The sequence below is a fragment of the Bradyrhizobium sp. HKCCYLRH3073 genome, assembly GCF_051167995.1.
In the GTDB taxonomy this organism is placed as follows: Bacteria; Pseudomonadota; Alphaproteobacteria; order Rhizobiales; family Xanthobacteraceae; genus Bradyrhizobium.
Window position 1 is genome coordinate 14,444 of record NZ_JBNPUD010000003.1, and the last position, 20,981, is coordinate 35,424.

22 protein-coding genes are annotated in these 20,981 nt (G+C 66.4%); 18 read left to right on the forward strand and 4 right to left on the reverse strand.

The window, feature by feature from the left end; all coding sequences use genetic code 11:
* The first annotated feature begins 65 nt into the window (after window positions 1-65).
* Entirely contained in the window at window positions 66-656 is a 591-nt protein-coding gene (locus ACQR1X_RS07700) for a histidine phosphatase family protein (RefSeq protein WP_434898614.1), read from the forward strand.
* 122 nt (window positions 657-778) lie between these two features.
* Here the strand turns inward: ACQR1X_RS07700 and ACQR1X_RS07705 are convergent, their stop codons facing one another.
* Window positions 779-979, reverse strand: a complete 201-nt coding sequence (locus ACQR1X_RS07705; protein WP_315800353.1) for a hypothetical protein — start codon at window positions 977-979, stop codon at window positions 779-781.
* 218 nt (window positions 980-1,197) lie between these two features.
* On the opposite strand from ACQR1X_RS07705, the gene ACQR1X_RS07710 reads away from it, so the two are divergent.
* From ACQR1X_RS07710 to ACQR1X_RS07750, 9 genes are all read left to right on the forward strand, one after another.
* Window positions 1,198-1,554, forward strand: a complete 357-nt coding sequence (locus tag ACQR1X_RS07710; RefSeq protein ID WP_315800352.1) for an ArsC family reductase — start codon at window positions 1,198-1,200, stop codon at window positions 1,552-1,554.
* A gap of 276 nt (window positions 1,555-1,830) precedes the next feature.
* Entirely contained in the window at window positions 1,831-2,586 is a 756-nt protein-coding gene (locus ACQR1X_RS07715; protein ID WP_315800351.1) for an ABC transporter ATP-binding protein, read from the forward strand.
* Window positions 2,579-3,325, forward strand: coding sequence for an ABC transporter ATP-binding protein (locus tag ACQR1X_RS07720; RefSeq protein ID WP_315800350.1), 747 nt, complete (start codon window positions 2,579-2,581; stop codon window positions 3,323-3,325). Before ACQR1X_RS07715 ends, ACQR1X_RS07720 begins: the two co-directional genes overlap by 8 nt.
* 102 nt (window positions 3,326-3,427) lie before the next feature.
* Window positions 3,428-4,651, forward strand: a complete 1,224-nt coding sequence (locus ACQR1X_RS07725; protein WP_316236660.1) for an ABC transporter substrate-binding protein — start codon at window positions 3,428-3,430, stop codon at window positions 4,649-4,651.
* Between the two features lie 77 nt (window positions 4,652-4,728).
* Window positions 4,729-5,592, forward strand: a complete 864-nt coding sequence (locus ACQR1X_RS07730; RefSeq protein WP_315800348.1) for a branched-chain amino acid ABC transporter permease — start codon at window positions 4,729-4,731, stop codon at window positions 5,590-5,592.
* A 1-nt stretch (window position 5,593) separates the two neighbouring features.
* A complete protein-coding gene (locus tag ACQR1X_RS07735; RefSeq protein WP_315800347.1) occupies window positions 5,594-6,562 on the forward strand; it encodes a branched-chain amino acid ABC transporter permease in 969 nt (322 codons plus the stop codon).
* A 143-nt stretch (window positions 6,563-6,705) separates the two neighbouring features.
* Window positions 6,706-7,350: a DUF47 domain-containing protein gene (locus ACQR1X_RS07740; RefSeq protein WP_315800346.1), complete on the forward strand. Its 645-nt coding sequence runs from the start codon at window positions 6,706-6,708 to the stop codon at window positions 7,348-7,350.
* 14 nt (window positions 7,351-7,364) lie between these two features.
* A complete protein-coding gene (locus tag ACQR1X_RS07745; RefSeq protein ID WP_315800345.1) occupies window positions 7,365-8,372 on the forward strand; it encodes an inorganic phosphate transporter in 1,008 nt (335 codons plus the stop codon).
* 331 nt (window positions 8,373-8,703) lie between these two features.
* On the forward strand, window positions 8,704-10,323 hold the full coding sequence (locus ACQR1X_RS07750) for a peptide chain release factor 3 (RefSeq protein ID WP_316236658.1): 1,620 nt from the start codon (window positions 8,704-8,706) through the stop codon (window positions 10,321-10,323).
* Between the two features lie 158 nt (window positions 10,324-10,481).
* On the opposite strand, the gene ACQR1X_RS07755 is transcribed toward ACQR1X_RS07750, so the two are convergent.
* The 3 genes from ACQR1X_RS07755 to ACQR1X_RS07765 all read right to left on the reverse strand — a co-directional run bounded on the left by ACQR1X_RS07755 (window position 10,482) and on the right by ACQR1X_RS07765 (window position 12,563).
* Window positions 10,482-10,889 carry a response regulator transcription factor gene (locus tag ACQR1X_RS07755; protein WP_316215614.1) on the reverse strand — a complete coding sequence of 136 codons (408 nt, stop codon included), beginning with the start codon at window positions 10,887-10,889 and terminating at the stop codon, window positions 10,482-10,484.
* Window positions 10,886-11,752 carry a S1C family serine protease gene (locus tag ACQR1X_RS07760; RefSeq protein ID WP_434898615.1) on the reverse strand — a complete coding sequence of 289 codons (867 nt, stop codon included), beginning with the start codon at window positions 11,750-11,752 and terminating at the stop codon, window positions 10,886-10,888. Before ACQR1X_RS07760 ends, ACQR1X_RS07755 begins: the two co-directional genes overlap by 4 nt.
* Window positions 11,753-11,834: 82 nt before the next feature.
* The gene (locus tag ACQR1X_RS07765; protein WP_315800341.1) at window positions 11,835-12,563 is read right to left on the reverse strand and encodes an aspartate/glutamate racemase family protein; all 729 of its coding nucleotides are present in this window, start codon (window positions 12,561-12,563) and stop codon (window positions 11,835-11,837) included.
* Between the two features lie 162 nt (window positions 12,564-12,725).
* On the opposite strand from ACQR1X_RS07765, the gene ACQR1X_RS07770 reads away from it, so the two are divergent.
* The 8 genes from ACQR1X_RS07770 (at window position 12,726) to ACQR1X_RS07805 (ending at window position 20,918) form a co-directional block, all read left to right on the forward strand.
* Window positions 12,726-13,319: a hypothetical protein gene (locus ACQR1X_RS07770; RefSeq protein ID WP_315800340.1), complete on the forward strand. Its 594-nt coding sequence runs from the start codon at window positions 12,726-12,728 to the stop codon at window positions 13,317-13,319.
* 276 nt (window positions 13,320-13,595) lie between these two features.
* Window positions 13,596-14,180 carry an NnrU family protein gene (locus ACQR1X_RS07775; RefSeq protein ID WP_315800339.1) on the forward strand — a complete coding sequence of 195 codons (585 nt, stop codon included), beginning with the start codon at window positions 13,596-13,598 and terminating at the stop codon, window positions 14,178-14,180.
* 2 nt (window positions 14,181-14,182) lie between these two features.
* On the forward strand, window positions 14,183-15,007 hold the full coding sequence (gene panB / locus ACQR1X_RS07780) for a 3-methyl-2-oxobutanoate hydroxymethyltransferase (protein ID WP_316180976.1): 825 nt from the start codon (window positions 14,183-14,185) through the stop codon (window positions 15,005-15,007).
* A 165-nt stretch (window positions 15,008-15,172) separates the two neighbouring features.
* Complete coding sequence (locus tag ACQR1X_RS07785; RefSeq protein ID WP_434898616.1) at window positions 15,173-16,765, forward strand: class I adenylate-forming enzyme family protein; 1,593 nt, start codon at window positions 15,173-15,175, stop codon at window positions 16,763-16,765.
* A 177-nt stretch (window positions 16,766-16,942) separates the two neighbouring features.
* Window positions 16,943-17,596, forward strand: a complete 654-nt coding sequence (locus ACQR1X_RS07790; RefSeq protein WP_316180972.1) for a tetratricopeptide repeat protein — start codon at window positions 16,943-16,945, stop codon at window positions 17,594-17,596.
* A gap of 46 nt (window positions 17,597-17,642) precedes the next feature.
* Window positions 17,643-18,179 (forward strand): hypothetical protein, encoded by a 537-nt coding sequence (locus ACQR1X_RS07795; protein ID WP_315800335.1) that lies wholly within the window; start codon window positions 17,643-17,645, stop codon window positions 18,177-18,179.
* 82 nt (window positions 18,180-18,261) lie between these two features.
* Entirely contained in the window at window positions 18,262-19,632 is a 1,371-nt protein-coding gene (gene der / locus ACQR1X_RS07800) for a ribosome biogenesis GTPase Der (protein WP_315800334.1), read from the forward strand.
* A gap of 29 nt (window positions 19,633-19,661) precedes the next feature.
* Entirely contained in the window at window positions 19,662-20,918 is a 1,257-nt protein-coding gene (locus ACQR1X_RS07805; protein WP_434898617.1) for a TCR/Tet family MFS transporter, read from the forward strand.
* Window positions 20,919-20,981: the final 63 nt, after the last annotated feature.

Consider the following 20,981-nt stretch of genomic DNA (forward strand, 5'->3'; position numbering starts at 1 on the left):
ACGATTGCAATCTCAAGTAGCAATTCCGTGTGATGGCCGTATGATGCCGCCCGAGAGGGTTGCCGATGAACGCGCTGACGCTGCTGATCATCCGTCATGCCGAGAAGCCTGACGGCGACACGACAGGCCCGGGCCTGACCCACACGGGCAAGCCGGATTCGAAGTCGCTGGTGATCTTCGGCTGGGAGCGGGCAGGGGCCTGGACCGCGCTGTTCGGCAGCGGGCTGGGCGGCACGGACTATCCGACACCGCAGGCGGTCTATGCCGCCGATCCCGACAGCACCAAGGACGGCTCCGACCCGAGCCGCCGGCCGTACGAGACGGTGCTCGAGCTCGCGGCGCGCATCGGGCTCGACAAGCCGAACACGTCCTTTGCGAAGGGGCAGGAGGCGGCGCTGGTCGAAGCCCTGCTACCGCTGTCCGGCACCGTGCTGGTGGCGTGGGAGCACAAGGCGATCATCTCCGACATCCTGCCGCGGCTGCCGGTGAGCAATGAAGGCCAGTTGCCGACCCACTGGTCCGGCAAACGCTTCGATGTCGTGCTGCGCTTCGACCGCGCCGCGGGCGGGGCCGATTTCAAGTTCACAGAGCTGTGTCCCTGCCTGATGCCGGGCGATTCCAACACGCCGTTCAAAAGCGATCCGAAAGACGATTGAGCACCCGATCGCGGTTCGCCTGCTCCAGGGAGATATCCCGCGGACGGGTGCAATGGAGCGACGTCCGCAGCAGTGGCGTGGGTAGGGTCGATCGCGCGGGCCGTTTCCTTTCGCGGGTCAGGTCAGGCCAGCGCAACCCGCTCGCGGTCGCTGATCTCCTCGACCCAGGCATGGGCGGCGAACCATTCATGGTAGATGCGGCAGTGCGGGCAGTAGGCGCGCGAGAAGAACACGGGCATGCGCTGAAAGCGCGCAGCGTCCATTTCCATCCCCGTCTCGATGCTGCGGCCGGTCTGCGGACAACGTACCATGATCTTGCCCATCGCGGTCTCCTGTTCGTGGGCCAGATACGCCGGGGATGCGAAGAAAATGTAATGCTCAGCCGACAGTTTCGTGGCAAAGGTCGGAGTGAATTCCGACCGCGGAACGCGTGGCCTCCGCCGCATCAAAAGCGGGTGAATCGCACTGCAAAATGCAGGGCCGATTGTCGCAACGTGGGACATCCATCACCGTCGGACACGATTGTTTGAGGACGCGTGGCATGAGCATCACGATCTACGGAATCAAGAACTGCGACACGATGAAGAAGGCGCGCGCCTGGCTCGACGATCACGGCGTCGCTTACGAATTCCACGACTACAAGACCGCCGGAATCGACAAGGCTAAACTCAAGGCGTGGAGCGACGAACTCGGCTGGGAGGTGCTGCTCAACCGCGCCGGCACGACGTTCAAGAAGTTGCCCGACGCGGACAAGGACGGACTCACCGAGAGCAAGGCGATCGCGCTGATGCTGGCGCAGCCGTCGATGATCAAGCGCCCGGTGCTCGATCTCGGCGGCCGGCGCGTGGTGGGCTTCAAGCCGGATCTCTACGCCAGGGACGTGAAGGCCGCGAAGTAGTTGGAGCCGGCGATCGCTGCGCGCGTGCGGGAAAATGCCGGTGGCATGATATTCTATGTCAACGGGAAATACCGGCAGATTTCAACGCAAGGTCCGCCGGCCGCCTTGCGACGTCGTTGCCCAGCTTTCCGCCTTGCCTAACTCACTCGATTGACGGCATATTCCGCCGCGAAGCGGTCGCGGGTGGCGGCGAGGAATCGTCCAGCCGTCCAGCAGAGCCGTCGTACAGGAAGAAGCGAGGGCCAGGCGCTGAAGGCGCCGGCTTGGGGGGAATCTTTGGCTGACGAGTTCATTCTCGAGACCCACGGATTGACGAAGGAATTCGCGGGATTTTTTGCCGTTCGCGATGTTTCGCTCAAGATCCGCCGGGGCACCATTCACGCGCTGATCGGCCCGAACGGGGCCGGCAAGACCACGTGCTTCAACCTGCTGACGAAGTTCCTGACGCCGTCTGCCGGCAAGATTCTCTATAAGGGTCAGGACATTACGGCGACGGCGCCGGCCGACGTGGCAAGGCTCGGCCTGGTCCGCTCGTTCCAGATTTCGGCCGTGTTTCCGCATCTGACCGCGTTGGAGAACGTCCGCGTCGCTCTGCAGCGGCAGCATGGCTCGTCGTTCGACTTCTGGCGCTCCAAGAGCGTTCTGAACCGCTTCAACGGCCGGGCGCTCGAGCTGCTCAACGACGTGGGCCTGAGCGAGTTCGCCAATATTCCGGCGGTCGAAATGCCCTACGGACGCAAGCGCGCGCTGGAGATCGCAACCACGCTGGCGCTCGATCCGGAGATGATGCTGCTGGACGAGCCGATGGCCGGCATGGGCCACGAGGACATCGACAAGATCGCCGCGCTGATCAAGCGCATCTCCGCCAAATACACGATCCTGATGGTCGAGCATAATCTCAGCGTCGTCGCCAACCTCTCCGACACCATCACCGTGCTGACGCGCGGGCAGGTGCTGACGGAAGGGCCGTATTCGGAGCTCTCCAAGGACGAGCGCGTCAAGGAAGCCTATCTGGGAGCCGGACATGCCTGAGGTGATGACGGCCACGAAGCCAGGCGCGGCGGCTGCGACCAGCACCATTCTCGACGTCAACAACCTCGAGAGCTGGTACGGCGAATCCCACATTCTCCATGGCATGAACTTCAACGTGAATGCTGGCGAGGTGGTCACCCTGCTCGGGCGCAACGGCGCCGGCAAGACCACGACGCTGAAGTCGATCATGGGGATCATCGGCAAGCGCACCGGCTCGGTTCAGTTCAACGGCCAGCAGCTGATCCGCATGACCTCGGACAGGATCGCGCGGCTCGGCATTGCGCTGTGCCCGGAGGAGCGCGGCATCTTCGCGAGTCTCGACGTGCGCGAGAACCTGCTGCTGCCGCCGGTGGTGCGGCCGGGCGGGCTGACGCTCGATCAGATCTTCGAGCTGTTCCCGAATTTGAAGGAGCGGCTGAAGAGCCAGGGCACCAAGCTGTCCGGCGGCGAGCAGCAGATGCTGGCGATCGCGCGCATCCTGCGCACCGGCGCCAGCTTCCTGATGCTGGACGAGCCGACCGAGGGTCTCGCGCCCGTGATCATCCAGCAGATCGGCCACACCATCGCGCGGCTGAAGAAGGAGGGCTTCACGATTCTCCTCGTCGAGCAGAACTTCCGTTTCGCCTCGACGGTCGCTGACCGCTACTACGTGGTCGAGCACGGCAAGGTCATCGACGGCTTCGCCAATGCCGATCTGTCGGCCAACATGGACAAGCTGCATACTTATCTCGGCGTCTGACCGGCGCCGGCGAAGCCGACCTGGGAGTTTCCTTCCGCGGTTTTCTTACGGTTTTCTTGGCAGTCTTCTCGGCAGTTTCTTGGAAAGTTCTGGAAGTTGGAAATGAAGAGCAAATTCATCGCGTCGCTGCTGCTGGGAACGGCACTCACGCTCGCCGCTGGCAGCGTCGCTTCGGCCGGCGACAAGACCGTCAAGATCGGCGCGCTGTCCGATCAGTCGGGTCTTTATGCCGATCTGGGCGGTCCCGGCTCGACGCTCGCGGCGCAGATGGCGATCGAGGATTCCGGTCTCACCGCGAAGGGCTGGAAGATCGACGTCATCTCCGGCGACCACCAGAACAAGCCGGACATCGGCACCTCGATCGCGCGGCAGTGGTTCGACGTCGACAAGGTCGACGTCATCGTCGACGTGCCGAACTCGGGCGTGGCGCTGGCGGTGAACAACGTCGTCAAGGAAAAGAACGGCGTCTACATCAATTCGGGCGCTGCGACCTCGGATCTCACCAACGCGCAGTGCTCGCCCAATACGGTGCACTGGACCTACGACACCTACATGCTCGCGCACACCACCGGCCAGGCGCTGGTCAAGGCGGGCGGCTCGACCTGGTATTTCCTGACCGCCGACTACGCCTTCGGCGCGGCGCTGGAGCGCGACACCACGGCGGTCGTGACCGCCAATGGCGGCAAGGTGATCGGCAGCGTCAAGCACCCGCTCAACACCTCCGACTTCTCTTCCTTCCTGCTGCAGGCGCAGTCGTCGAACGCCAAGGTCATCGGCCTCGCCAATGCCGGCGGCGATACCACCAATTCGATCAAGCAGGCGGCCGAGTTCGGCATCACGAAGGGCGGCCAGAAGCTCGCGGCGCTGCTGTTGTTCCTGACCGACGTCAAGTCGATCGGGCTCGACATCGCGCAGGGCCTCAACTTCACCGAGACCTTCTACTGGGACATGAACGACCAGACCCGCGCGTTCTCGGACCGCTTTGCCAAACGGATGAAGAACGGCGCGCCGCCGACCATGGTGCAGGCGGGCGTCTATGCCGGCTTGATGCATTACTTCAAGGCGTTGGAGGCGCTCGGCGAGAACCCGCATGACGGCGTCAAGATCGTCGACAAGATGAAATCGATCCCGACCGACGATGCGCTGTTCGGCAAGGGCGAGATCCAGCCGAACGGCCGCACCATCCACACTGCGTATCTGTTCGAGGTCAAGAAGCCCTCGGAGTCCAAGGGCCCGTGGGATCTCTACAAGCTGGTCGGCTCGGTACCGGGCGACCAGGCCTTCACACCGCTCGACAAGAGCGCGTGCGCCTTGTTGAAGAAGTGAACCGCTGCCGTCCCGGCGGCTGATCCCGCCGGAACCGCTGTCTTTAGGAAACGCCGAGAGAAAACAGAAACAAGACGATGCAGGCCCTCTACGCACAGCTCCTGGTCGGACTGATCAACGGCTCGTTCTACGCGCTGCTCAGTCTCGGGCTTGCCGTCATCTTCGGCATGCTCAACATCATCAACTTCGCCCATGGCGCGCTCTACATGATGGGCGCGTTCTGCGCCTATTTTCTGCTCAACCTCGGCGGCATCAATTATTGGTGGGCGCTGCTGCTGGCGCCGATCATCGTCGGCGCCTTCGGCATGATCCTCGAGCGCACCATGCTGCAATGGATTGCCGGGCTCGACCATCTCTACGGACTGCTGCTGACGTTCGGACTGGCGCTGATCATCCAGGGCGTGTTCCAGAACTTCTTCGGCTCGTCCGGCCTGCCTTACGCGATCCCGGATCAGCTCCGTGGCGGCATGAACCTCGGCTTCATGTATCTGCCGGTCTATCGCGGCTGGGTCGTCATCTTCTCCCTGGTCGTCTGCCTGGCGACCTGGTTCCTGATCGAGCGCACCCGGCTCGGCGCCTACCTGCGCGCAGCCACCGAGAACCCGACCTTGGTGCGGGCCTTCGGCATCAACGTCCCGCGCATGATCACGCTGACCTACGGCCTTGGCGTCGGGCTTGCGGCGCTGGCCGGCGTGCTGTCGGCGCCGATCAACCAGGTGCGGCCGCTGATGGGCGAGCACATCATCATCGTGGTGTTCGCGGTGGTTGTGATCGGCGGCATGGGTTCGATCATGGGCTCGATCATCACCGGCTTCCTGCTCGGCGTGATCGAGGGACTGACAAAGTATTTCTACCCCGAGGCTTCCAACACCGTGGTCTTCGTTCTGATGGTCCTGGTGCTGCTGGTGAAGCCGACGGGTCTGACCGGACGGGCGGCCTGACATGACATCCATCACCGACGCGACCCTGCCGATCACCCCGCGCGCGATGCGCGACGAGATGATCGTGTTCGTCATCATGGCAGCGCTGCTGGCGATCGTGCCGTGGACCGGGCTGTACCCGTTCTTCGTCATGCAGGCGCTGTGCTTCGCGCTGCTCGCCTGCGCCTTCAACCTCCTGATCGGCTATGGCGGCCTGTTGTCGTTCGGCCACGCGATGTTCCTGGGAACGGCCGGCTATTGCAGCGCCCACGCGTTGAAAGTGTGGGGGCTGCCGCCCGAGCTCGGCATCCTCACGGGCGTTGCCGGATCGTTCGTCCTGTCGGTGATCACCGGCTACATCTCGATCCGCCGGCAGGGCATCTATTTCGCGATGATCACCCTGGCGCTGTCGCAGCTCTTGTACTTCATCTATCTGCAGGCGCCGTTCACCCATGGCGAGGACGGTATCCAGGGCATTCCGCAGGGGCGGATGTTCGGCATCCTCGACCTGTCCAAGCCGACGGTGCTGTATTACGTCGTGCTGGCCGGTTTCCTCGCCGGCTTCCTGCTGATCTTCCGCACCATCAACTCGCCGTTCGGCGAGGTGCTGAAGTCGATCCGCGAGAACGAGCAGCGGGCGATCTCGCTGGGCTATAAGACCGACCAGTACAAGCTGCTCGCCTTCATCCTGTCGGGGACGCTGGCTGGCCTCGCCGGTGCGCTGAAGGTGTTCGTCGCCCAGAATGCCTCGCTGACCGACGTCGAGGTCGGGATGTCCGGCCAGATCGTGCTCATGACCCTGGTCGGCGGGCTCGGCACCGTGTTCGGCCCCGTCGTCGGCGCCTTCGTGATCGTCGGCATGCAGCAATATCTGTCCGGCTTCGGCCAGTGGGTGACGGTGATCCAGGGCGGCATCTTCGTCGCCTGCGTGCTCACCTTCCGCCGCGGCGTGGTCGGAGAAATCGCCCATCTGTTCAAGCGATCCCTCTAAGCTATTGATCTGTAAAGAGATTGTCGAAAGGGCAGAAAGCGGTGGATGAACCGGCCACCGCTTCTGCTGGTGCGCGATCCGGAGTATGACAGTTCTGTGACGGGCCGGCCCTGGCCCGTTTCGGAATGGATGGATCTCGTCCCATGCTGCACTGGTTTCGCGCCGTTCTCCCGCGGGAGGAGCGGTTTTTCGATTTGTTCGCCCGCCACAACAAGGTGGTGATCCAAGGCGCGCATGCGCTGCAGGACATGCTTAAGGGCGGCGACGACATCCTCAGGCACTGCCAGCGCGTCAGCCAGCTCGAGAACGAGGCCGACAACATCACGCGGGAGGTGCTGACCGCGGTCCGCCGCACCTTCATCACCCCGTTCGACCGCGGCGACATCAAGAACCTGATCACCTCGATGGACGACGCCATCGACCAGATGCAGCAGACCGCCAAGGCCGTGGTGCTGTTCGAGGTCAAGGAGTTCGAGCCGACCATGCGCGAGATGGGCACCTTGCTGGTCGATTGCGCCAATCTGATCGGGAAGGCGCTGCCGCTGCTGCAGGCGATCGGCCAGAACGTGCCGATGATCACCGCGATCACCGAGGAGATGACCAAGCTCGAGGGCCGGGTCGACGACCTCCACGACATCGGGCTGAAGGAGCTATTCCTCAAGCACCGCAACGCCAACACGATGGACTTCATCGTCGGCGCCGAGATCTACGACCATCTGGAGAAGGTCGCCGACCGCTTCGACGACGTCGCCAACGAGATCAATTCGATCATGATCGAACAGGTCTAGGGTAGGGCCGCGCCGTGGACGCTCAACTCGGCCTTCCGATCCTGGTTGGCCTCATCGCCGTCGCACTCGCCTTCGATTTCCTGAACGGCCTGCACGACGCCGCCAACTCGATCGCGACCATCGTCTCGACCCGCGTGCTCCGGCCGCAATATGCGGTGTTCTGGGCCGCGTTCTTCAATTTCGTGGCGTTCAGCGTGTTCGGACTGCATGTCGCGCAGACCATCGGCACCGGGATCATCGATCCCGCGATCGTCGACGCCCACGTGATCTTCGCGGCCCTGGTCGGCGCGATCGTCTGGAACCTGGTCACCTGGGCGGCCGGCATTCCGTCGTCGAGCTCGCACGCGCTGATCGGCGGCCTGGTCGGGGCAGGGGTCGCCAAGGCCGGCATCTCGGCCACCGTGTGGAGCGGCCTGTCCAAGACCGTGCTCGCGATCGTGCTGTCGCCGCTGGTCGGGCTGGTGCTGGCGATGATCCTGGTTGCGATCGTGTCCTGGGCCTCGGTGCGCTCGACGCCGTTTGCCGTCGACCGCGCCTTCCGCATCCTGCAATTCGCTTCGGCCTCGCTGTATTCGCTCGGCCACGGCGGCAACGACGCGCAGAAGACGATGGGCATCATCGCGGTGCTGTTGTACTCGCAGGGCCATCTCGGCGAGCAGTTCACGGTGCCGTTCTGGGTGGTGCTGTCGTGCCAGGCCGCGATGGCGCTGGGCACGCTGATGGGCGGCTGGCGCATCGTCCGGACCATGGGCCTGCGCATCACCAAGCTGAATCCGATGCAGGGCTTCTGCGCCGAGACCGGCGGCGCCATCACGCTGTTCCTGGCGACGTTCCTCGGCGTGCCCGTCTCGACCACCCACACCATCACCGGTGCCATCGTCGGCGTCGGCGCCGCCCGCCGCGCCTCGGCGGTGCGCTGGAACGTCGCCGGATCGATCGTCTATGCCTGGATCTTCACGATTCCGGCCTCGGCCATCGTAGCGGCACTGAGCTTCTGGCTGGTGTCGGTGCTCAGGCACTAAAGACGGCGGGACCGTCCTGAAACGTTGGCGCCTCATGGTTCGAGACGCGCCGCAAGGGCGGCGCTCCTCACCATGAGGGGCGGGATTCGACCGCGGCGGCAGATTTCGCTGCACAATCAGACCTCGTCCTGAGGAGCGCGCCGCCTGGCGCGCGTCTCGAAGGACGGCGGCGGGCCGGGGAGCCAGCCCCGGCGTGCCCATCAGCCGCCGGGTAACTCCCCGGTTGGAGTTGCGGTGCAAAACGCCTATATGGAGGGCGCGCGGCGGCCGTGAGCCCGCGCCTTTCCCGTACATCGCCGCTCTCCGGCCTCAAAACGACGTCCGCCGCCTCATGTCCGATACTGCCGTCACGACCGAACAGCCGTCCCGCTCGCCTCTGTCCGACGAGGTCGCGCGCCGGCGCACCTTCGCCATCATCTCGCATCCGGACGCCGGCAAGACCACGCTGACCGAGAAGCTCTTGCTGTTCGGCGGCGCCATCAACCTCGCCGGCCAGGTCAAGGCCAAGGGCGAGCGCCGCAACACCCGCTCGGACTGGATGAAGATCGAGCGCGAGCGTGGCATCTCGGTCGTCACGTCGGTGATGACCTTCGAGTTCGAGGGCCTCGTCTTCAACCTGCTGGACACGCCGGGCCATGAGGACTTCAGCGAGGACACGTATCGCACGCTGACCGCAGTCGACTCCGCCGTCATGGTGATCGACGCCGCCAAGGGCATCGAGGCGCGCACGCGCAAGCTGTTCGAGGTCTGCCGCCTGCGCGACATCCCGATCATCACCTTCATCAACAAGATGGACCGCGAGAGCCGCGACACCTTCGACCTGCTGGACGAGATCGAGAAGACGCTGGCGCTCGACACCACACCGATGACCTGGCCGGTCGGCCGCGGCCGCGACTTCATCGGCACCTATGACGTCAGAGACGGCGGCGTGCGCCTGCTCGAAGGCGGTGGCGCCAAGACCGGCGCGGCGCAGCAGATCGCGATCTCCGAGCTCGGCAAGCTCAACGCCAATCTCGACATGGGCCAGATCACCGACGAGCTTGAGCTGGTCAAGGAAGCCTGCAAGCCGTTCGACCTGGAGGCGTTCCGCGAGGGCCATCTGACGCCGGTCTATTTCGGCAGCGCGCTGCGCAATTTCGGCGTCGGCGATCTCCTGGAAGGTCTCGGCCGCTACGCGCCGTCGCCGCGCGCGCAGGAGTCCAACCTGCGCAAGGTCGACGCCGCCGAGCCGCGCATGAGCGCCTTCGTGTTCAAGATCCAGGCGAACATGGACCCGAACCATCGCGACCGCATCGCGTTCGCGCGGCTGTGCTCGGGCAAGCTCAACCGCGGCATGAAGGCCAAGCTGGTGCGCACCGGCAAGACCATGCCGCTGTCGAGCCCGCAATTCTTCTTCGCACAGGACCGCTCGGTCGCGGACGAGGCCTTCGCCGGCGACGTCGTCGGCATTCCCAACCACGGTAGCCTGCGCATCGGCGACACCCTGACCGAGGGCGAGGACCTGACCTTCGTCGGCGTGCCGAGCTTCGCCCCGGAAATCGTTCGCCGCGTCCGTCTCACCGATGCGATGAAAGCCAAGAAGCTGAAGGAAGCCTTGCAGCAGATGTCGGAGGAGGGCGTCGTGCAGGTGTTCCGTCCGCGCGATGGCGCGCCGGCGCTGGTCGGCGTGGTCGGACCGCTGCAGCTCGACGTGCTCAAGGCGCGGCTCGATGCGGAATATTCACTGCCGGTCGAGTTCGAGATCTCCGAGTTCTCGCTGGCGCGCTGGATCTCCTGCGACGACAAGAAGAAGCTCGAGGCGTTCATCGCCGCCAACAATTCCGGCGTCGCCGACGACGTCGATGGCGACCCCGTGTTCCTGGCCAAGAACGAGTTCTATCTCGGCTACACCAAGGAGCGCGCGGAGGGCATCGTGTTCTCCAACGTCAAGGACGTGAAGAAGAAGGCGTGAGGCTGGCTCCGTTGTCAGCCGTCATTCCGGGGCATCGCGCAGCGATGAGCCCGGAATCCATCTTGCCTCTGGTTCTGTCGCCCGATGGATTCCGGGCTCGCCCTGCGGGCGCCCCGGAATGACGTGGGGAGAGAGTTCCCTGCAAAACTCGGGGCTGCTCACAGCTCGATGATGCCGCGCCTTGCCGCGTGCGCCACCGCATCCGTTCGCCCGGTGGCGTCGAGCTTGTCGAGCAGCGAGCCGACGTGGAATTTCGCGGTATGCACGGAGATGCCGAGGCTGCGGGCGATCTCCTTGTTGGAGCGGCCCTCGGCCATCAGCGCCAGCACGTCGCGCTCGCGCGCGGTGAGCTGAAAATCATCGATCGCCTGGCCGTCGATCCTGTCGTCGCCGCTGTGCGTCTCATCACTGCCATGCAATGGCGCGATGGCGACGTCGGCGCTCTCGCCGGGGGCGACCAGCGTCAGGCCCGTGACATCGCCGAGCAGCGCCGCCAGCCGGTCGGCGAGCTCGGCATCGTCGACCGCGATTGCGATCCTGATCGGCCCGCGCGCCTCCTCGCTCACGCCGGCCTCTCGCCGATGGTCAGGGCGAACTGCACCGGCTCGCCGGCACGCAGCGCTGCGACCTCGACGACGGCGCCGACGCTGTCCGGACCGAGTTCGCGCATCATCGCGCGCATGCCCCTGAACGGCTCCTTGTTGAGAGCGGTGATGACGTCACCCTGGCGCAGGCCGGCGGCCGCGGCCGGGCCGCTCTTGTCGAGGCTCATGATCATCGCACCGAGCCCGTCATCGAGCCGGACCGGCTGCAGGCCGGCGCCGAGATAGCCGCGCGCGATGCGACCATGCGTCTCGAGCTTGCCCGCGACCCGTTCGATCGTGGTCGCGGGAATGACGAGCGTGCGGCGCGGGCCCCGCACGGCCATGCCGATCGCGTGGCCTGCAGCGTCGAGCACGAGGCCGCCTTCGGAGCTGTGGCGCAGCCGGGTGTCGAGCTCGATCCGCGCATCGATGTCGCCGCCGCGCAGGCTGCGCCAGGGACCTGTGGATTTCGAGACCATGGCGAGCGCTGCGACCGGCGTGCCCTGGTCGGCGGCGGCGATGACCGCGAGCGAGCCGAGCGCGGGCACCTCGCCGGAGAGTTTGACTGGCGCCGCCGCGCCGCCATCGAAGCGGAGCAGGGCGATGTCGGTGGTGTGATCGCGGCCTGCCATCCCGGCGGGACGTGTGGTGCCGTCGGCGAAGACGATAGTGACGTCGCCTTCATCTGCCAGCGCCTCATCGGCGGTGACGATAAGGCCTGATTTCCAGACGAAGCCGGAGGCGCGCAAGCGGTGCGAGTGGACCGAGACCAGAGACGGTGCGACCGCGGCGACGGTCGTCGAAAGCGCTGATGAGAGCGAGGAGAGGGTGGACAGATCGGACATCGCGGGCTCCATGGGTTGATCCCAATGTGGAGCGTCGGTCGGCGTTTCGGAACTCCCCGGATGGGCAGGCTATGAGTTGAACTCAGAGCGTCTTCCGCGACTTCGGCAGCGGAAACGCGAGATCGCCGTGTTTCGACGTCTTCAGCCCCAGCCCGACCAGCGCCTCGGCGAAGCGCACGGCGGCGGCGACGCCGTCGATCACGGGAATGCCGAGCTCGGTCGAGAGATCGCGCGCCAGATCGGCCATGCCGGCGCAGCCGAGCACGATGGCGCCGATCCCGTCCTCGCGCAGCGCCGCCCGGCATTCGCCGAGCAGCGTGCCGCGCACATTGGCCTCGGGCTTGTCGAGATCGAGCACGGCGACGTCGACCGCGCGCACCTTGCGGCAATGCTGCTCCATGCCGTAGTTGCGCACGAGGTGCTCCGCGATCACCTTGGTGCGCGACAGCGTGGTCACGATGCTGAAATGGGTGGCGACGAAGCTCGCCGCATGCATCGCGGCTTCCGCGATGCCGAGCACCGGCACGCCCGACAATTCGCGCGCGGCGAGCAGGCCGGGATCGCCGAAGCAGGCGATCACATGGGCGTGGCAGCCCTCGGCGTCGCCGGCTTCGATCTCCTTGAGCATGCCGACCGCGGCAATCGCCTCGTCGTAGTGCCCCTCGATCGAGGCGGCGCCGAACCGCGCAGTGCGGCCGACGATCCGCGTCGACGGGCTTGCGCTGGCCTGGGCCGCCTTGGCGATCAATTCGGTCATCGTCACCGTCATGTTCGGGTTGATGACGTTGATCACGGTCTCGCTGTGGCTCATCGTCGCGTCCGTCCGTTGTCGCATCCTGCCGTGTTCTAGCCGAGTTCCGCAGGCACGGTCGAGGGCCGTTCGCGACGCGGGAACGCGCAGACGTGAACGGGATTGAGCTTGCGAATTCTGCGATCGGATCCAGCTTGGAGTCCATTCCAGCCCGAGAGTCCCATGCTCCGTGTCGTCGTGCTCGTCCTGTTGATGGTGGCCGCTCCGGCCACCGCCGACGCGCGCCGCCAGCAGATCAATCCGGTGCCGTTCGCGCACACACCGTGCAGCGTGCTCGACGAGGGACCATGCACGCCGTCGTTCTGCAGCGTCTACGGGCCGTGGCCGTGCATTCCCGAGATGAACTATCCCTATGGCCAGAACCTGCAACTGACGATCGAGAGCCGGCCCGCCAAGGATCAGGAAGCCAAATATCAGAAGCCGGATCACGATCTCGACACGATCGGCGATCTGTTCGCAGCGCTGCGTGCATGCTGGACGCCGCCGCCGGAGGACAACGCCCGCGCCGGGATGCAGATGACGGTGCGCTTCAGCTTCAAGCGGACCGGCGAGATGATCGCGCCGCCGCGCGTGACCTTCGCAACATCAGGCGCCCCGGCCGACACGCGTGCGACCTATCTGAAGACGATCAATGCCTCGCTCGACGGCTGCCTGCCGCTGAAGTTCACAAAAGGGCTGGGCGGCGCGCTCGCCGGCCGGCCGATCGCGATCCGCTATGTCGAGAATCGTGATCTGAAGAACACGTCGGAGCGGTGATGGCTTCGCCCGCTGGGCACGACCTCTCGACCGCCCCGTGTCTCGCGCCCATCGTCATTCCGGGGCGACGCGTTCGCGTCGAACCCGGAATTTCGCGATTGCCTGCAAGAACGCAAGCCAATCTCGAGATTCCGGGTTCGGCTCTGCGAGCCGCCCCGGAATGACGGCTGAGGCGCTTGGCGCCTCACCTCGAAAATGCAGGCCACGTTGCGAGGCCGCCCCCGGAAATGATACCGGTGCCCACGCACAGGTCGCGTGCAAGCGAAGGGGGATGCCGTGGGACTTCTGGTGATGGTGGTGGGGCTGGTGCTGTTTCTCGGCGCCCATGTGTTCACGACCCGGCGCGAGGCGCGCGCGCAGGTCATCGCGCGGCTGGGCGAGGGCACGTACAAGCTGGTCTACACGGTCGTGGCCCTTGCCGGCCTCGTCCTGATCGTGTGGGGCTTTGCCGATTACCGCAGCGGCGGCTGGATCCAGGTCTGGACGCCGCCGAAGGCGCTCAAGCACATCAATCTCGCGCTGATGCTGCCGGCCGTCATCATGGTGGTCGCCGCCTACATCCGCGGCCGCATCTACACCGTGCTGAAGCACCCCATGCTGGCGGGCGTGAAGCTGTGGGCGTTCGGGCATCTGCTCGCCAATGGCGACCTCGGCGGCATCATCCTGTTCGGCTCGATCCTGGCCTGGGCGGTGTTCGACCGCATTTCGCTGAAGCGGCGCGCTGACGCCGGCGGCCCACCGATCCCGGTCGGCGGCGTCGGCAACGACGTGATCGCGGTGGTGGTCGGCATCGTCGTCTATCTGGCGCTGGCCTTCGCGTTCCATCCCGTCGTGCTCGGCATTCCGGTCATTGGGGGGTAGCGATGTCGGTGCAGTCGACGGTCCGCCGAAAGACGGCTCCCGAGATCCGCGCCCGCAAGGGCGGCGAGCCGATCGTGATGCTGACGTCCTACCACGCCCATACCGCGGCGCTGGTCGATCGCCATTGCGATGTGATCCTGGTCGGCGATTCCCTTGGGAACGTGATGCACGGTTTCGAGACCACCGTGCCGGTGACCCTGGAGATGATGATCCTGCAGGGCCGCGCCGTGATGCGTGGTTCGCGCCAGGCGCTGGTGGTGGTCGACATGCCGTTCGGCTGCTACGAGGCGTCGAAGGAGCAGGCGTTTCATGCGGCGGTGCGGATCCTGAAGGAGACGCAATGCGGCGCGGTCAAGCTCGAGGGCGGGGTGCGGATGGCCGAGACGGTGGCCTTCCTCAGCGAGCGCGGCATTCCGGTGATGGGCCATGTCGGCCTGACGCCGCAATCGATCAACACGCTCGGCTCGTTCCGCGCGCAGGGCCGCGACGAGGCGGATTGGGCCGCGATCGAGAGCGACGCTGCGGCGATCGCGCAGGCTGGCGCGTTCTCGGTTGTGATCGAGGCCGTGGCCGAGCCGCTGGCGCGCAAGATCAACCAGCAGATCGCGATCCCCACCATCGGCATCGGCGCCAGCGCCGCCTGCGACGGCCAGGTGCTGGTGCTGGAGGACATGCTCGGCCTGTCGCCACGCGCGCCGAAATTCGTCCGCCGCTACGGCAATCTCGGTCCGGCGATCGACGAGGCGGTCGAGCGCTACGCGGCCGACGTGCGTAGCCGTGTGTTTCCGGCGGCGGAACATGTCTACGGCATGAAGTCCAAGACCTGACGGGCGCCTCTCGCTTGGTCGTCGCGTTGCAGCCGTGATGAGCGCGGCGGCACTGCGCTATCTCCGGCGCTGCCGGAGATAGCCAAGCGCATCGCCCGATGGTTATGCTTGGCTGGTCCGCATCGCGGCAAACAACGACAAAAAAGCCAAGCTCGGGGAAATGCCATGGACTGGTCGACCTATGTGACGCCGCCGATGCGGCGCGAAGCCCGTTTTGGCGATCGCGTGGTGCCGCTGTTCACGGAGCGGCCGGCGAACATCTGGGCCATGGTCGAGGAGGCCGCGGCGCGCAACGGCGACGGCGAAGCGCTGGTCTGCGGGGCCGTGCGGCTGTCATGGCGCGAGGTCGCCGAGGCCGCCGCGCGGATCGCCGGCGGGCTGCAGGCGAGGGGCCTGCGCCAGGGCGATCGGCTGGCGCTGCTGCTCGGCAACCGCATCGAATTCGTGCTCACGCTGTTCGCTGCCGCCAAGCTCGGGCTGATCACGGTGCTGCTGTCGACGCGGCAGCAGACCCCGGAAATCGCCTATGTGCTGAAGGATTGCGGCGCCAAGCTGCTGCTGCACGAGGCGGCACTGGCGGACCGGTTGCCGGCTGCTGCAGAGACGCCGGAGCTGGCGGGGCGCATTGCCGTCGATGATCGTCCAGCGCGATCGGATTTTGCAGCGCTGGCCGATCATGCCGCGCACGAGGCTCGGGTCGAGGTGGCGGAAGAGGACACCGCGATGATCCTCTACACCTCCGGCACCACCGGTCGGCCGAAAGGCGCGATGCTCGCCCATTGCAACATCATCCACTCCTCGATGGTCTACGAGGCCTGCCTGGGGCTGACGCCAGCCGACCGCTCGATCGCCGCGGTGCCGCTCGGCCACGTCACCGGCGTCGTCGCCAACATCACCAGCATGGCGCGCTGCGCCGGCACCTTGATCATCATGCCGGAGTTCAAGGCCGGCGAGTATCTGAAGCTCGCCGCGCGCGAGCGCGTGACCTACACGGTCATGGTCCCGGCGATGTACAATCTCTGCCTGCTGCAGCGCGACTTCGACAGCCACGATCTCTCGTCGTGGCGGATCGGCGGCTTCGGCGGCGCGCCGATGCCGGTCGCGACCATCGAGCGGCTGGCCGCCAAGATCCCGGGTCTGCGGCTGGTCAATGCCTATGGCTCGACCGAGACCACCTCGCCGGCAACGTTGATGCCCTCGGATCTGACCGCGCGCCATATCGACAGCGTCGGGCTGCCGTGTCCAGGGGCCAGCATCCTGGTCATGGACGGGGAGGGGCGGGAGCTGCCGCGCGGCGAGATCGGGGAGATCTGGATCGGCGGCGGCCAGGTTATCAGGGGCTACTGGAACAATCCCAAGGCCACGGCCGAGAGCTTCACCGCCGGCTATTGGCATTCCGGCGATCTCGGCTCCGTCGACGCCGACAATTTCGTCCGGGTGTTCGACCGGCAGAAGGACATGATCAACCGTGGCGGGCTGAAGATCTACTCGGCCGAGGTCGAATCGGTGCTGGCGAGCCATCCGGCGGTGGTCGAGAGCGCGATCGTCGCCCGGCCATGTCCCGTGCTCGGCGAGCGCGTGCACGCGGTGGTCGTGACCCGCGAGCCGATCAGCGCCGAGGCGCTGCGCAGCTGGTGTGCCGAGCGGGTCTCGGATTACAAGGTTCCGGAAACCCTGACCGTGACCGCGGACCCCTTGCCGCGCAACGCCAACGGCAAGGTGATGAAACGGCAGTTGCGCGAAGCCTTGACGGCGTGATAGCCGCGTTCGGACCCTGTGGCAGAACCGGGGAGTAACGCCTTGATTCGGCTGGACTCGCCTTGCCACCGCCATGCCGATGCGGTATCGGCGCCGGCGCGTGGGCAACGGGCCGCTCGCGCGGCCCTTCGAAGCCATGCGCGCGCGTTCGCAGCGAACCTGACTGGATGTCCTTAGGTGTCTGATTTTATTGATGAAGTAGACGAGGAGGTCCGCCGGGAACAGCTCAAGAAGCTGTGGGACCGCTACTCGATCTTGATCATCGCCCTGGCCGTGCTGATCATCGCCGGCGTTGGCGGCTGGCGCGGCTACCAATACCTGGAAGGCCAGAAGGCGGCCGAGGCGGGCTCGGCCTTCAACAAGGCCCTCGAGCTCTCCGAGCAGAACAAGCATGCCGAGGCGGAAAAGGCCTTTGCGGATGTCGCGGCTACAGCCCCATCGGGATACCGCACGCTGGCCCGCTTCCATCAGGCCGCAGAGGCCGCCATGCGCGACAAGGCGGCGGCCGTGAAGCTCTATGACGAGCTTGCTGCCGACCGCAGCATCGGGGCCGAGCAGCAGTCGATGGCGCGGCTGCGCGCGGCAGGCCTGCTGGCCGATACGGCACCTTACGCGGACCTCAAGCAGCGCCTCGAAGGCGAAACGGCGCCTGGTGCGCCGTTCCGCCACGCGGCCCGCGAATTGCTGGCGCTGTCGGCGTGGAAGGCCAACGATGCCGCCGCGACCCGTCAATGGCTCGACATGATTGCGCTGGATGGTGAGACCCCGCCGGGCCTGCGCTCGCGCGCCGAAGCGCTGCAGGCGCTGTTGCCTGCAGTCGCCAAGAGCTGATCGCGGATCGCGCGACGGCGAAACCGAGTTGATTGGAACGACGATCATGCGCCGCGCCCAACGTGCCATTGCCCTCACGGTCCTCATTGCGCTTTCCGGCGTGCTGGGCGGCTGCGCGAGCGGGGGAAGCTTCGACCCCTCGGACATGCTCGACTTCCTCGACACCAAGAAGAAGCTGCCGGGCGACCGCAAGCCGGTGTTCCCGGAGGGCGTGCCGGGTCTCGAGCAGGGCGTGCCGAAGGAGCTCTACAAGGGCGCGCAGCAGCAGCCGATGACCGATCCAGGCGCCCAGGAGGCGATGCCGGCGCCCCCGGCCGAGGAGCCCAAGGGCAAGAAGGGCGCCAAGGGCCGGCAGCAGGCCGCCGTGAGCAACCCGACCACGGCCGATCCGCAGGACGGCGAGGCCGCTGCGGTCGAGCAGGGCGCCGCCGGCGTTCCGCCGGCGCCGAAGCCGAAGAAGATCGTGCGCCGCCGCACCACCGCACCGCCGGCGGATGACACGGCCCCGGCGCAGCCGCCGGCCGCCCAGAGCTCGGGCGGCGGCTTCCCGGCGCCGATGCCGAGCGGCTCCTTCAGCCGTTAATCTCAGTCGCGAATCGACTGATCGCCCGTTCGGTTTTGCGGCCGAATGCGCTAAAGCTGCGCGCTCACGCGCACGGATCATCATGCCTTTCACCATCGCCATCATCGGCCGGCCCAATGTCGGCAAGTCGACCCTGTTCAACCGTCTGGTCGGGCAGAAGCTGGCGCTCGTCGACGACATGCCGGGGGTCACGCGCGACCGCCGCGAGGGCGAAGCGAAGCTCGGCGATCTCCATTTCACGATCATCGACACGGCCGGCCTCGACGAGGGCCCGAAGGGCTCGCTGACCGCGCGCATGCAGGAGCAGACCGAGACCGCGATCGCGCTCGCCGATGCGCTGTTCTTCGTCATCGATGCCCGCATCGGCCTGACGCCCGCCGACCGCGCCTTCGCCGATTTCGCCCGCCGCGCCGACAAGCCGGTGCTGCTGCTCGCCAACAAGAGCGAGGGCAAGCATGGCGAGCTCGGCGCCATGGAGTCGTATGCGCTCGGCCTCGGCGATCCCATCCAGATCTCGGCCGAGCACGGCGAGGGCATGGGCGAGCTCTACGACGCCGTCAGCAAGCTCGTGCCGCCCACGGACGACGAGGACGACGAGCGCGAGGAGACCGACGAGGAGCGCGCCGCACGTCCGATCCGCGTCGCCATCGTCGGCCGTCCCAATGCCGGCAAGTCGACGCTGATCAATCATCTGCTCGGCGAGGAGCGGCTGCTGACCAGCCCCGAGGCCGGCACGACGCGCGATTCGATCGCGGTCGAGATCGAATGGAAGGGCCGCGGCTTCCGCATCTACGACACCGCAGGCCTGCGCCGGCGCTCGCGCATCGAGGAGAAGCTCGAGAAGCTATCGGTGGCGGATGCGCTGCGGGCGGTGCGCTTCGCCGAGGTGGTCGTGCTGATGATGGATGCGCAGAACCGCTTCGAGGAGCAGGATCTGCGCATCGCCGACCTGATCGAGCGCGAGGGTCGCGCGCTCGTCATCGCGGTCAACAAATGGGACCTGATGGAGGCCAAGTCCGGCCAGATCTCGATGCTGCGCCGCGACGCCGACCATTGGCTGCCGCAGGTCGCGGGCGCACCGATCGTGGCGGTGTCGGGCCTGATGGGCGAGGGCATCGACCGGCTGATGCAGGCGATCGTCGAGGCCTACGCGGTCTGGAACCGGCGCGTGCCGACCGCGGCGCTGAACCGCTGGTTCGAGGGGGCGATCGCCGACAATCCGCCGCCGGCGGTGTCGGGCCGCCGGCTCAAGCTGAACTACATCACCCAGACCAAGGCGCGGCCGCCGAGCTTCGTGCTGTTCTGCTCGCGCGCCGACGCGATCCCGCAATCCTACTTGCGCTATCTCACCAACTCGATGCGCGAGACCTTCGAGCTGCCGGGCACGCCGGTGCGCATCACCCTGCGCGAGAAGGCCAACCCGTTCGCGCACAAGCGCAAGCGGCCGAACTGATCAGTCGCGGGAGCGGAAGCGGTCCGGCCATGGAAGCAAGCCCGCCGAGCGTCGCGACCGAAAATGCGCCGGCCCCGCGCCGCGGCGCAGTCGCCTTCATCTTCGTCACCATCCTGCTCGACATGCTCGCGCTCGGGCTGATCATGCCGATCCTGCCGAAGCTGATCGGGAGCTTCGTCGGCAACGACACCGCTCAGGCGGCACGCATCTTCGGGCTGTTCGGCACCGCGTGGGCGCTGATGCAGTTCGTGTTTTCGCCGGTGCTCGGCAGCCTGTCCGACCGCTTCGGCCGGCGGCCGGTGATCCTGCTGTCGAACTTTGGCCTCGCCGCCGACTATGTGCTGATGGCGCTGGCGCCGTCGCTCGCCTGGCTGTTCGTCGGGCGGCTGATCTCCGGCGTCACCTCGGCCAGCATCTCCACTGCCTTCGCCTATATCGCCGACCTGACGCCGCCGGACCGCCGCGCCGCGATCTTCGGCCGCATCGGCGCGGCGTTCGGCGCGGGCTTCGTGCTCGGGCCTGCCACCGGCGGGCTGTTGGGCGACATCGATCCGCGGCTGCCGTTCTGGGCGGCCGCGGGGCTCAGCTTCGCCAACGCGCTCTACGGCTTCCTGGTGCTGCCGGAGTCGCTGAAGCCGGAGCGGCGCAGTCCATTCCGGTGGCGAACGGCGAACCCGCTCGGGGCGCTGCGGCTGCTGGCATCGGACCGCATTCTCGCCGGACTGTCGACCGTGAACTTCATCACCCAGCTCGCCCATGTCGTGCTGCCGTCGACCTTCGTGCTGTACGCGACCTATCGCTACGGCTGGGACACGCGCACCGTCGGCCTCACTCTGGCGATGGTCGGCGTCTGCGCGATGATCGTGCAGGGCGGCGCGGTCGGGCTGATCGTGCGTGTGTTCGGCGAGCGCGGCGCGCTGATGCTGGGGCTATCCGCGGGGCTGGTCGGCTTCTTCATTTTCGGCGTGGCGCCGACCGGACCGCTGAGCTGGCTGGGCATTCCCGTGATGGCGCTGTGGGGCGTCTCGGGCGCGGCGTTGCAGGCGCTGATGACCCGGCTGGTGGCGCCGGACAAGCAGGGCCAGCTCCAGGGCGCGACATCGAGCGTGCAGAGCGTGGCCCAGCTCACGGGGCCGTTCCTGTTCACGCTGAGCTTCGCCTATTTCATCGGGGCCACTGCGCTCGTGCATCTGCCCGGCGCGCCGTTCCTGCTGGCGTCGGGGCTGATGATCGTCGCGATCGTGATCGCGCTGCGGACGCTCGCGAAAGCGAAGGCCGCCTCCTGACATCATCCCGATGCGCGCGACGGCGCATCGGCAATGTGCGTGGGTCCGGACTGATGCTGGCGC